Origin of the sequence: Paraliomyxa miuraensis, assembly GCF_026337845.1 — a bacterium.
GTDB classification, from domain to species: Bacteria; Myxococcota_A; Polyangia; order Nannocystales; family Nannocystaceae; genus Paraliomyxa; species Paraliomyxa miuraensis.
Genome location: NZ_JAOVZF010000151.1, coordinates 223,981 through 236,586, shown reverse-complemented (window position 1 = coordinate 236,586; position 12,606 = coordinate 223,981). Strand labels below are relative to the sequence as shown.

The following is a 12,606-nucleotide window of genomic DNA, read 5'->3' as shown; positions in this document are numbered from 1 at the left end:
TGACGCGATGTCCTTGCAAGACGTGCGTCGGCGGCTGCCGGTGGTGACCGAGCTGCCCACCCCCGACAATCGCTGGGCAACCCAGGAACGGCGGACCAAGGCCCGGGCTCCGCGCTGGGCGGTGTGGGAGCTGACCCTGGCGTGCGATCAGAAGTGCGCACACTGTGGGCCACGCGCAGGGCAGCGAAGGCCCGACGAGCTCTCGACCGAGGAGTGCCTGCAGGTGGTCCAGGAGCTGAAGGAGCTCGGGGCGGGCGAGGTGGTGCTGATCGGGGGCGAGGCCTACCTGCGCAACGACTTCATCCTGATCATCCGGGCGATCCGCGAGGCGGGGATGAGCTGCACCATGACCACGGGCGGGCTCAACCTCAGCCAGGCGCGGGCCGAGGCGATGATCGAGGCGGGCATCGGCAGCGTGACCTTCTCCATCGACGGGCTGGAGGCCACGCACGACCGGCTGCGGGGGGTCAAGGGCAGCTGGAAGCGGGCGTTCGCGGGCCTGCGCCACATTCGGGCGGCGGGCGGGCGGGTGGCCTGCAACTCGCAGATCAATGCGCTGACCAAGGACGAGCTGCTGCCGCTGCTCGAGGTCCTGGCCGACGAGGGGGTGCACTCGTGGCAGCTGCAGATCACGGTGCCCCACGGCAATGCGGCCGATCACCCGGAGATCATCTTGCAGCCGTACATGTACCTCGAGCTGTTCGAGACGCTCGATCGGGTGATCGAGCGCGCCGCGCAGCGGCGGGTGAGGCTGTGGCCCGGCAACAACCTCGGGTACTTTGGACCGATCGAGCGACGGCTACGCAGCGCCCAGAACAAGCACTGGAAGGGCTGCGTGGCCGGGGTCTCGGTGGTGGGCATCGAGAGCGACGGGGGCATCAAGAACTGCCCGAGCCTGGGGGGCCCGCTCAACGTGGGCGGCAAGTGGCGGGTGCACGGGATCAAGAAGATCTGGGAGGAGACCTACCAGCTCGGCTACATCCGCGAGCGCACGGTCGATGACCTGTGGGGGTACTGCCGCGAGTGCTACTACGCGCAGACCTGCATGGCCGGCTGTACGGCGGCGGCCGAGCCGCTGCTGGGGCGTCCGGGCAACAACCCATTTTGTCACCACCGCGCGCTGATGATGGATCGGCAGGGGCTGCGCGAGCGCATCGAGCAGGTGCGCGGCGCGGCGGGGGGCGGGTTCGACAACGGGCTCTTTCGGGTGATCCGCGAGCACAAGGATCCGGCGCTGCGGGCCGAGCACGGGCCGGTGGAGATCGAGGAGCCCCGGGTGTCGCGCCTGGTCGAGCCGAGCGGGCCGGGGTATCCGGTGGCGCTGGAGTAGACGCCGCGCCGCTGGCACTCAGCCGGTGCCGCCGGTGGCCGTGTCGGTCTCGTCGGGGCCGGCGTAGGTCACCGCATCCGCCTCCTGGCTGTCCATGTCGGTGGTCGAGCTGGAGGTCGAGCCGATTTCGGTGGTGGCGCCGCCGATCGAGTCGGTCTCGTCGGGGCCGGCGTAGGTCACCGCATCGGCCTCCTGAGTGTCGTTCGAATCGTGGGTCGTGCTCGTGGTGGTCGTCCCCCAGACCGTGTCCTCACCCGGGCTGGTGTCGGTCCACGAGTCGGGCCCGGCGTAGGTCACCGCGTCGGCCTCGTAGGTGGGATCGGGGTTGGAGTCGTTGGCAGTGTCCCCCTCCTTGTCACCACAGCCGAACAGCGACAGCCCGAGACCGAGGGAGAGCCCGAGCATCAGCCGCGACGGTGGAGCGGAGGCATGGCGCTGGCTGGCACCGCAGAACGGGCAGCTCGGCTCCTTGGCCCGAATCAGGTACGCACACGCAAGGCAATCGACATAAGCGGACATGAGCACCCCAGCATAGCAGCCCTCCCCGGACCCGGGCCACATCGAGCTTCGGTCGAGTGGGCGCCTGATGTAGCATGCGAGCGATGGTCACGGCCTTGGCGGCCGCGCTCGGGGCCGCGATCGCAGCGGTGGTGGTACTTTGTTCCCTGCACCGCGAGGCGCTCCGGCGCGTGCTGCTGGGGACGGTCGACCCCCGACCCCTCGCGCTGTTCCGCATCGCCCTGGGCTCGTGCCTGCTGGGCTACGTGGTCGAGATCGCGCCGCTTGCGGACTACCTGTTCTCCGACGAGGGGCTGCTGCCCCGCGCGGCGGTCCCGCAGGTCTATGGCCGCGGCGCGCTGTCGGGCTACGGCGACGGGGTTCGCCACCCGGCCGGCTTCCCGGACGCATGGTCGGTGGTGCAGCACGTCGCCCACGGCCGGTGGTCGCTGCTCTACTTTCGAGACGACCCCGCGTTCGTGCAGGGCTACCTCGTGGTGCTGACCGGGGCCGGCCTGGGCATGGTGCTCGGCTGGTACACGCGCGCGAGCACGGTGATCGCATGGCTCTTGCTCGCAGGGCTGCTGCGCCGAGGCGACGCCCACTGGGGCGGCGAGCAGGTGATGCTGGGCCTGCTGGTGCCGATGCTGTTCGCCCGCAGCGGCGCCGCGTTCGGGGTGGACGCCTGGCGCCGCCATCGGCGGCTCGCCCGTCAGGGGCGGCTCGACCGGATCGATCGGGACGGGGAGAGCCCCACCTCCGGCCGCGGGGCGCCGCCCGGCCCCGCGCACCCGCACGGCCTCGAGGCGCTCTACCCCCGCGTCCCCGCGTGGCCTCAGCTGCTGCTCGTGGCGCAGCTGGCGATCTGCTACTGCGCCAATGGCTGGACCAAGGCGGGATCGACCTGGGTGTCGGGGGACACGCTGTGGCTCTCGATGCATCTCGATCGCTACGCCCGGCTCGACTGGCACGCGCTGACGGTGGCGCTGGGACCGTGGCCGTTTCGCCTGGCGGCCTGGAGCGTGATGTGGTGGGAGCGACTGTTTCCGCTGTTCGTGCTGGGGCTGTGGCTGCGCGCCAGCGCCACGGTGGGAGCGCCCGCGCTGACCGGGCGCGCGCGCATGGCCGCGCGAGCGTGCTGGCTCGTGGTGGCGGGCGCCGCCATGGTGTGGGCGCTATGGCCGAGTGCGCTGGCCGATGCGCCCGTGGTCGCGCGGCCCCGGGCGTGGGCGGTGGGGACCGGCGCGGTCCTGTTGGCGCTGTGCGTCGCGCTCGGGCCACGGCGACACGACCGCTGGCGACCATGGGTGCTGCGCCTGCTCGCGCCGCGGTGGTGGCTGGGCTTTGGGTTCGTGTTCCATGGGGTGAGCCTGGTGCTGTTCGAGATCGGCACGTTCGCGAGCGCGACGATCTCGGCGTACCTGGTGTGCGGGATCGGATCCGGCTGCATCGCGGCCGTGCAGCGGGTGATGCAGGCGCTGGGTCGGCTCGGGCTTCCCGTGCCCGAGCACCTGCGGCGCGCGACGCCGGTGCAGGCCGAGGACCCGTCGCTGCCCCATCTGCACCGTGACGCTGCGGCGCTCCCGGGCTGGGCGATCGCGGGGGCCGGTGCGCTGGTGCTGCTCGGAGGCACGCTGGCGCTGGTTCCCGAGACCGCATCGATCGCCTGGTGGCATGCCGCGTGGCTGCTGGCCGCCGCCGTGCTGGTGGGCGTGGGCTGGCGCGCAGCGAGACGTGCTCCTCGAGCTCCCGCCCCGCTCCCGATGCCGCTGGCCCATGGCCCCGCCGGTCGCCTCGCCGCAGGGGGGCTGGTCGCCTACCACCTCGTCTCGTTGCTCGTGTGGCAGCTACCGTCGGGCGAGGGTCTGCCGTGGCGCAACCGCGCGCGCGCAACGGTCGACCCGTGGATGGAGCTGACGTTCACGCGCCAGCTCTGGTCGATGTTCGCGCCCAACGGACCGCGCACCAACGTCACGTTGCGCACGATCGTGGTCGACGAGGCCGGCGTCGCTCACGACCTGCGCACGGAGCTGCAGCACCCCGAGAACCTGCGACGCCCCTACTTGCGACACGATCGCTGGCGCAAGGTCGACGAGGCGGTCAGCGGTCAGCGCAAGTGGCTGACGACCTGGCACGCGCGCTACCTCTGCCGTCACTGGGCGCTCGAGCACGGCGGTACGCCGCCCATCGAGGTTCGACTGGCTCGCGTGGCGGCCCCGTTCCCACCCCTCGAGCCGCTCGACCCCCAGGCGTGGTTTCGCGAGCACGCCGAGGTCTCGCCGCTCGTGACGGTGCGCTGCGCCGAAGAACCCTTTGGCCAGCTCGCGCCCGAGGTCCGCACGCGCCATGGCATGCCCCCGCCCACCGAGGGCGAGCTGCGCTACGCGTGGCCCACGTCACCACCGCAGCCCGATCCCCTCGAGCCGCTGTGGATGCTGCTGGCGCTGGCGCTCATGGGCGTGATCGGCAGGTGGGCATGTAAGCCACCCCACGCCGACCGTTGATGCTAGCGTCGCTCGTCCCCTCGCCGAGCTCACCGTGGCCCACGGGCGCTCGCCCCTGCTCATGCGCTCGCTCTCACCACGCCTGCTCGCTCCGTTCGCCTGCCTGCTGGTGCTGCTGGTGCTCTCGTGCCACGCCGGCCGTGGCGTGGCACGGCCGCTGACCTACGAGACGCCCGCCCCCGCTCAGGAGACCACCACCGGTCATCCGCCGGTCATGCTCACCGCTGCCGACGGCACCAGCCTCATCCTCTCCGAGCTGCACGCCCGCGCCGTCCTCGAGGAACCGCTTGCCCTCACCGAGCTCCAGCTCGCCTTCGACAATCCGCTCTACTCCCAGACCGAGGGCCAGTTCGAGATCCTCCTGCCACCGGGCGCACGCGTCACCCGCTTCGCCATGCATGGCCGCGACGGCTGGCACGAGGCCGAGGTCGTCGGCAAGCAAGAGGCACGACAGGCCTACGAGACCATGCTCCTCGAGGACCGCGACCCCGCCATCCTCGAGCGCGACACCGGCAATCGCTTCCGCGGTCGCGTCTTCCCCATCGAGCCTCAGCAGCGCAAGCTCCTGCGGATCACCTACGTCCAGACCCTCCCCGATCCGCAGCAGCCCTATCGCCTCGCCTTGCGCGACCTGCCCTGGCTCCAACGCCTCGATGCCAGCGTAACGATCATCGACCCCCTGGGGCGCCGCCCACCCTACGAGGTCGAGCGCCAGGAGTATCACCAGGCTCCCCGCAGCGATCTCGTGGTCGCCCGCGATGCCCCGCCCCACGACGGCGTACGCCAGGGCGAGCGCATCCTCGCACGCGTGCAGCCGCTGCTCGGCGTCGACCCGGGTGAGCCCAGCGCCATTCGCCGCCTCACCGTCCTCGTCGACACCAGCGCCTCGCGAGCCCTCGACTTCGACGAGGGCCTGCAGGCTCTCGGCCGCGTGATGAAGGCGCTGACTCATCATGCCGGTACCGCGCATCTCCAGGTGCTGGCCTTCGATCAGGAGGTCGTCCCGATCTACGAGGGTCCGCTCCTCGGCTTCGGCGCCTCGGGCCTCGCGACCCTGCACGCTCGCCGGCCGCTCGGTGCCTCCGATCTCGGTCGCGCCCTGCGAGCCCTCGAGGGCGGCGAGCATCAACGCGTGCTGCTGGTCAGCGACGGCTTGGTCTCCGCCGGCGAGCTCTCCGAGGCCGCCCTGCGCCGCCAGCTCGCCGCCCTCTCCGGCTCCGGCGTCGAGCGGCTCGATGCGTTGGTCCTCGGCAGCGTCCGCGACGAGGCCCACCTGCGACGGCTGGTCTCCGGTCCGCTGCCTCGCTCGGGTGTCATCGTCGATCCCCTCGCCACCACCCCCGAGCGCGTGGCCGAGCGCCTGGCGACGCCCACCTTCGATGGCCTGCGCGTCGAGGTCCCCGGTGCGCGCTGGTGGAGCCCCACCCGCCTCGATGGCATGCAGCCCGGCGACGCCATCATGCTCTACACCGAGCTGCACGAGTCTCAGCCGCTGCGCGTGCAGGTCTCCGGACCCGTCCACCACGAGGTCGACGTTCCCTTGCGCGACTCCACCTCGGCCCTCGTCGCACACGAGTGGCGGCAGGGGCAGATCGAGGGCCTGGTCACCCGCATGGCCGCCTTGCAGGACGCCCTCGAGTCGGAGCGCCTGCGCCGGCACGTGGTCGAGCTGTCGGTACGGCATCGCATCTTCAACGACTTCACCTCGTTCCTCGTGCTCGACACCGAAGAGGACTACGCCCGCTTTGGACTCGACCGTCGCGCCCTCGCCGAGATCCTCGTCGTGGGCGAGCACGGCGTCGAGGTCGTCGATCGCACCATCCCCGACGAGTCAGAGCCACAGCCAGAGTCAGAGTCAGAACCAGAGCCAGAGACCGACGAGCCCGAATTGGAGACGGAGCAGCCCGTGGCGACCGGAGCGATCTCCGGTGTCGTCACCCACCAAGCCACCAAGGAACGGCTCTCGAATGCCCTGCTGATCCTCCAGTGCACGTGCCTGACGGGTGGCAGTCGCGAGACCTCGACGAATGCCCAGGGCCTCTATGCATTCCGCAACCTGCCGCCGGGGACGTACACCATCCAGGTGCTGTATGGGCAGGCCGACGTCAGCAAGGTCACGACGCTACCGGCCAGGGCCAAGTTCCGCGCCAACTTCTCGATCGATCCCGACCAAGAGTTCAAGCGGATGATCCGAGTGGAGTCTCGCCCGCTCGCCCAGAGGGTCTCGAGCTCGCGCTCGCGTCGTCGAGCGCGACGCCAGGACCGAGCCGCGGAGGAGGATCGAGACGACCTCGCGGCGGGACACGTCCTCTACGACTTCGAGCCATCGCCACCACCTCCTCCATCCGGCACGACCAAGCCGACGTTCGGGCTCCCGTCCGCGCTCGAGCCACCGGCCGACGAACCCGAGCCCACCGAGGCCGTCCTCGAGTCCGAGTCCGAGCCCGAGTCCGAACCCATACCCGAGACCACCACCGGGCGCGTGATCTCGATGGAGGAATTCCGCAACATCCCGGTGAGCAGCTCGTCGTCCCGCGACTTCACGAGCGTCGTCGACGTCGCGCCCGCAGCATCCCCCGAGCCCGCGGAGATCCCCTTGGCCGGAGCTTCGGGGGGCGAGCACCGAATCGTGGTGCAAGCCCCCATCATGATGCCGGCCCCGATGGGACCGCTGGGGCCGCCTCGACACGTGGACCCCACCGTGCACGTGCGAGGCCTTCGCCTCGACGATGCCGGCTCGCGTCGCCGCGTGCATCGGGCCATTCGCAAGCAGCTCGACCCGATCGAGCACTGCTACTTTCGTGCGCTCTCCGATGGGCGCCACAGCGACTACGGCATGAAGGGCCACGTGAGGGTGGTGTTGCAGACCAACGCCACCGGCCGCGTGATCTCGGCGCAGAAGCTGAGCCAGAAGCGGCTGTGGAACGACTCCCTGATGCGCTGCCTCGAGTCCACGCTGCTCGAGTGGCGCCTACCGGCCTCCCGCTCGCCGGTCACGTTCACCCTCGTGTTCCGACCCAACGGCGGGCCTCCGGACGACTCGTCGCTCGAGCCGCTGGAAGAAGAGGAAGAGCCGGATCGGCCCACGACTCCCGCCGAGCTGTTCGTCGAGATCCAGAGCGCGATCGTGAAGGACCCCTCGCGCGCACTCTCCCTGGCCGTGGCCCGGCGCGAGCGCGACCCCGTGGACGTGCTGGCCCTGATCGCCCTGGGCGAGGCCGCGCGTGCCCGCGGTGACCTCCGCCGAGCCGCTCGCGCCTACGGCTCGATCCTCGATCTCTACCCTTCGCGCGCCGACATGCGTCGCTTCGCCGCCGCCAACCTCGAGGCGCTCGACGATCCCGACGCGCTGGCCCTGGCCGTCGACGCCTACCAGCATGCGCTGACCGATCGCCCCGATCACCCCAGCGGCCACCGCAACCTCGCCCATGCGCTGCTGCGCCAGGGCCGGGCCGAGGATGCCTTCGAGGTGCTCGAGCACGCCCTACGCCAGCCGTTCCACCCGCGCTTCTCCGGGGTCCACCGCGTGCTCGCCGACGATCTCGGGATCGTGGCCGCGGTGTGGCGGCGCCTGCAGCCCACCCGCACCGGCTCGATCCGCGAGCGCCTGGCCGCGATCGGCGTGCCCATGGCCACCGAGCCCACGCTGCGCATCACCGCCACCTGGGAGGCCGATGCCAACGACGTGGACCTGCACGTCGAGGCCGGCACGCGCGGCACCGCATACTCCCAAGATCCCACGATCGAAGGCGGAGGCCTGGTGGCCGACGTCAACGCCGGCTTCGGGCCCGAGCACGTGATCGTGCCCCTCGCCCCCGACGCGTTCCCCTGCCGCATCACCGTGCACTACTACGACCGCGGCCCCATGGGCCACGGCCTGGGCAAGGTGCAGATCCTCCACCACGACGGCGAGGGCCTCGTGCGCCTGGTCGATCATCCCTTCGTTGCCCTCGAGGACGATGCCTGGCTCCACGTGGACACCCTCACCCTCGAGGGCTTGCAGACGCTGCCCGAGCCGACGCCACCATCGCCTTGACCGGCGACCGAGCGACGCAGAGCCCACGCATGACGCACCGCCGATGCGTGGGCTTGCGACCTACGCTTCGGGTGGCAGCGCGCCGCTCGAGAACAGCGACCACGCGAAGTCGAGATACGTCTCGACGGCCTGGGGTCCCTGGCCGAGGTTGGCGGGCTCGAGGAACCACGCCTTCACCAAACCGAGGAAGGTCACCAGGATGAAGGGCGCTGGCACGTCGCGTCGCAGCACCCCTGCATCCTGGGCCGCCTGCAGGTGCTCGATGGCCTTGTCTCGCAGCTCCTGCACCATCACGTTGAGCTCGCGATCGCCTTCGAGCTGCACCCACGACATCAGGCGCACCGTGGCCGGGTTGTCGAGCAAGAACCGCAGGTACACGCCCATCGACTCCCGCAGCAGCGCCGCGGTGGGGCCCTGGCGGGCGAACAGCGCGAGCTGCTGCGCGTGGTAGTCGGCGAAGCGCCGCCGCTTGACCTCGCGCCACAGCGCCTCCTTCGAACCGAAGTGGTGGTGGATCAGGCTCTTGGTCACGCCGGAACCCTTGGCGATCTCGCTCATGGAGGCACCGGCAAAGCCTCGTTCGAGGAAGAGACGCTCGGCTGCGTCGAGGATCGCAGCGCGTGATGCCTCGGGATCGTGCTTTCTCGCCACACTCATCCGTGTCTGCATTGGGGGTGGCGCAGAATGGCATGTGCATGGCCAGGGTCCAACCCACAGCCCCCAATCCAGTTGACAAATGACCCGGGGTCACCCAAGCTGCGACCCACATGGACGGCTCAGGTTCCCCCGGCTCTGCTCCCCTCGAAGTCGCAGCCACGCCCGAGCTGCACGGGCAAGCCCTACACGATCGCATCGACGAGCTGTACGAGGCGCAGCGACAATTCTTCGGGGCCGGTCGCACGCTGCCGCAGGCCGCCCGCGAGGACGCGCTGCGAGCCCTGCTGCATGCATTCGAAACCAAGGAGAAGCTCATCATCGACGCTCTCCACGCCGATCTGCACAAGAGCACGACCGAGGCCTACTTCACCGAGGTCGGCTACACCACGGCCGAGATCAAGCATACGCTGCGTCATCTCGGCCGCTGGATGAAGCCCGACGTCTCGCTGGCGCCGCTGGCGATCGCGCCCTCGCGTAGTTACATCCACTACCAGCCTCTGGGCCTGAACCTGATCGTCGCCCCGTGGAACTATCCCGTACAGCTGGCGTTCGCGCCGGTCACGGGGGCGCTGGCCGCGGGCAACGTGGCGATCCTCAAGCCCTCGGAGCTGGCGCCGGCCTCGTCCGCCGCGTGCGCCGAGATCGCTCGTGAAGCCTTCGACCCCGCGCACGTGGCCGTGCTCGAGGGCGGGGTCGAGACCTCGCAGGCCCTGCTCGCGCGCCGCTGGGATCACATCTTCTTCACCGGCGGCACCGGCATCGGTCGCGTCGTGGCCAAGGCCGGAGCCGAGCACCTGTCGCGGGTGACGCTCGAGCTCGGCGGCAAGAGCCCGTGCATCGTCACCGCCTCGGCCGATCTCGACGTCGCCGCCAGGCGCATCGTGTGGGGCAAGCTCGTCAACGCCGGGCAGACCTGCGTGGCGCCCGACTACCTGCTGGTCGAGGCCTCGGTGCACGACGGGCTGGTGTCGCGCATGAAGGCGGCCATCCGCGACTTCTACGGCGAGGATCCGAGCAAGAGCGCCGACTACGGGCGCATCATCAACGACCGCCACTTCTTGCGCCTCGTCGGCCTCATCGATCCCGACAAGGTCGCCCACGGCGGGCAGCACGATCGCGAGCAGCGCTACATCGCACCCACGCTGATGACCGACGTGAGCATGGACGACCGCGTGATGGCCGACGAGATCTTCGGCCCCCTCCTGCCGATCATGCGCATCGACTCGCTCGACGAGGCCATCGCCACCGTCGCCGCGCGCCCCAACCCGCTGGCGCTCTACCTGTTCACCCAGAGCGGCGAGGACGAGCGCAAGGTCATCGAGCGCGTCTCGTTCGGAGGCGGCTGCATCAACAACACGCTGGCGCACCTCGCCGACCCCGATCTCCCGTTCGGGGGCGTGGGCGAGAGCGGGATGGGGGCCTATCACGGCCGCAACTCGTTCGAGGCGTTCTCGCACCGCAAGTCGGTGCTCAAGACCGCCAACTTCCTCGATCCGTCGATCAAGTATCCGCCCTACGAGGGCAAGCTCAAGTACATGCGCAAGCTGGTCGGCTGAGCCCCATGGCCGTCAAGCAACGCGCCCGCAAGGACGAGGACAAGGCTGCGCGCCGTCGGGCAATCCTGACGGTGGCGGCCAAGCTGCTCGGCCGGCAGCAGTACCACGGCATCACCATGGCCGAGGTGGCACGCCGCTGCAACCTGGCCAAGGGCACGCTCTACCTCTACTTTCGCAGCAAGGAGGAGCTGTTCCTCGCCACGCTCGAGGACGAGCTGGCGCAATGGTTCGATGCGCTGGCGGGGGAGCTTCGGCGGATCCAGTTGGGATCGGGGCTGGGATCGGGGCTGGGATCGGGGTCCGGGTCCGGGTCGGACGCGCCCGAGCGCTTTGCGGCCGCGGTGACGCACACGCTGGTGCAGCGGGAGACGTTCGTCGATCTGCTGTCGCTGCTGCACACCGTGCTCGAGCAGAACATCGATACCGAGTCGGCGCTGGCGTTCAAGCAGATGCTGCTGCGCAAGGTCGAGGAGGGAGCGGTGGTGGTCGAGCGCGCCGTGCCGGGCCTGCCCGAGGGCAGCGGCGCGCGGGTGCTCTTGCGACTGCATGCGCTCTTGGTTGGGCTGCGACAGATGGCCGATCCGGCCCCAGTGGTCGCGCAGGTGCTCGCACGGCCCGAGATGGAGCCGCTGCGCATCGACTTCGGCCCCGAGCTTTCGGCCACGCTGGCGGCGATGGTGCGGGGGATGGTGGAGCGAGAGGACCAGGCCCGGGCGGCGAGCTGATCTCCTTCGCGCGCTCTCAGCCCCCCAGTCGCCGCACGTACTCGCACAGCTCCGCGTACTCGTCCTCGCCGATCACCCCCGCGTAGGCCGGCATGATCGGGAGCGGATCGTGCTTCGACGGATCGCGCAGGAACGTCGTGAGCTCCTCGTCGGTCGCGAAGCGCTTGGCCGCACCGCGCAGATCGGCCACGCCCACCCCCTTGTCGCCGTGGCAGTACTGACACCCGTAGAGCACGTAGAAGTGTCGACCCGCATCGGCCTTGCGACCGACGATCCGGTAGGGCGGGCTCTCCTCCACCACATTGACCACGGGGTCCAGCGTCTGCAGGTAGGCGTGGATCGCCTCGACCTCGATGCGCTCGAGCCCCGCGTGCCGCGTCATGGGCCAGCGCACCACCTTGCCGTCGCGGCCGAAGCCGTCGACCAGCACCCGACGTAGCTGCTCGCTGGTCCAGCCGGCGAGGCCGGTGGCATCCGGGGTGAGGTTGGCGGCGCGCAGCACGACCCCGTTGACGTCTCCGGTGGCCGCTCCGCCCGCGAGGTAGCCGGGCGTTCGCGGAGGATCGAGCGCATCGAAGTCACCCCACCGTGCGCTGTGGCACGCCGCGCACTGCAGCACGTGATCGACCAGGTAGGCTCCGTGCGCCTCGAGCTCGACCTCGGCCGGTGCCTCGATCGGTGCACGGGGATAAGGAAGCGGGCTCCAGCTCCAGAGCGCCCGATAGCGTGCCACCAGCGAGTACTGCGTGGGTGGTGGCTCCTCCGCATGCGGAGCCACCCACGCGTCCTCGGAGCCCAGGAACGCCACGATCGCCGCGAGATCCTCGTCGGCCAGGCGCGGCCAGCGGGGCATGAACGAGGGCGGCACGAGCACCCCGGTCTTGGGATGGATGCCCGTGCGCAGCAGCACGGCCAGCTCGCTCGCCGACCACCCGCCGATCCCCACCTGCGGCTCGCGGGTGAGGTTGGGCGCGCTCGGTCGACCGAGGCGGGTCTCGGGCAGCACGCGGCCGGTCAGCGCCCTGGTGGCGCCGTCGTAGTGGCAGCGACGGCACAGCATGCTCACTAGGCGCTTGCCTCGCTCGACCCGCTGCGGCGTGGGCTCGGCCTCGAACGCGACCTTCGGCACCTCGTACGTGGGCATCCCCAGCAGGGTCAGCGCGCCGGCCCCCAGCGCCAGCAGCACGCCGACCAGCAGCACCCCGCCCAGCCCCAGCTTGATGAGCCAACGGCGCCCTCGCCCGCGGCGCGAGGCGGTCGAGCGCGAGGCTCCGGTCATCGTGCGCGAGGTTCGAGGCAC

The 12,606-nt window shown here is 70.5% G+C and carries 8 protein-coding genes; 5 read left to right on the top strand and 3 right to left on the bottom strand.

What is annotated here, in order from left to right; translation table 11 throughout:
• Window positions 1-7: 7 nt before the first annotated feature.
• Window positions 8-1,330, top strand: coding sequence for a radical SAM/SPASM domain-containing protein (locus tag OEB96_RS18980; protein WP_266217592.1), 1,323 nt, complete (start codon window positions 8-10; stop codon window positions 1,328-1,330).
• Between the two features lie 18 nt (window positions 1,331-1,348).
• On the opposite strand, the gene OEB96_RS18975 is transcribed toward OEB96_RS18980, so the two are convergent.
• Window positions 1,349-1,849, bottom strand: coding sequence for a hypothetical protein (locus OEB96_RS18975; RefSeq protein ID WP_266217590.1), 501 nt, complete (start codon window positions 1,847-1,849; stop codon window positions 1,349-1,351).
• An 83-nt stretch (window positions 1,850-1,932) separates the two neighbouring features.
• Between OEB96_RS18975 and OEB96_RS18970 the strand changes: the two genes are divergently transcribed.
• Both OEB96_RS18970 and OEB96_RS18965 read left to right on the top strand, forming a co-directional pair.
• Complete coding sequence (locus OEB96_RS18970; RefSeq protein ID WP_266217589.1) at window positions 1,933-4,332, top strand: hypothetical protein; 2,400 nt, start codon at window positions 1,933-1,935, stop codon at window positions 4,330-4,332.
• A gap of 61 nt (window positions 4,333-4,393) precedes the next feature.
• The gene (locus OEB96_RS18965) at window positions 4,394-8,368 is read left to right on the top strand and encodes a VIT domain-containing protein (protein WP_266217587.1); all 3,975 of its coding nucleotides are present in this window, start codon (window positions 4,394-4,396) and stop codon (window positions 8,366-8,368) included.
• 60 nt (window positions 8,369-8,428) lie between these two features.
• On the opposite strand, the gene OEB96_RS18960 is transcribed toward OEB96_RS18965, so the two are convergent.
• The gene (locus OEB96_RS18960; protein ID WP_266217585.1) at window positions 8,429-9,025 is read right to left on the bottom strand and encodes a TetR/AcrR family transcriptional regulator; all 597 of its coding nucleotides are present in this window, start codon (window positions 9,023-9,025) and stop codon (window positions 8,429-8,431) included.
• A gap of 110 nt (window positions 9,026-9,135) precedes the next feature.
• On the opposite strand from OEB96_RS18960, the gene OEB96_RS18955 reads away from it, so the two are divergent.
• Both OEB96_RS18955 and OEB96_RS18950 read left to right on the top strand, forming a co-directional pair.
• Window positions 9,136-10,581, top strand: a complete 1,446-nt coding sequence (locus OEB96_RS18955) for an aldehyde dehydrogenase (protein ID WP_266217583.1) — start codon at window positions 9,136-9,138, stop codon at window positions 10,579-10,581.
• Window positions 10,582-10,586: 5 nt separating this feature from the next.
• Window positions 10,587-11,306, top strand: a complete 720-nt coding sequence (locus OEB96_RS18950) for a TetR/AcrR family transcriptional regulator (protein ID WP_266217581.1) — start codon at window positions 10,587-10,589, stop codon at window positions 11,304-11,306.
• Window positions 11,307-11,322: 16 nt separating this feature from the next.
• Here OEB96_RS18950 and OEB96_RS18945 read toward each other — a convergent pair whose 3' ends face one another.
• Window positions 11,323-12,585 carry a cytochrome c gene (locus OEB96_RS18945; protein WP_266217578.1) on the bottom strand — a complete coding sequence of 421 codons (1,263 nt, stop codon included), beginning with the start codon at window positions 12,583-12,585 and terminating at the stop codon, window positions 11,323-11,325.
• Window positions 12,586-12,606 lie beyond the last annotated feature (21 nt).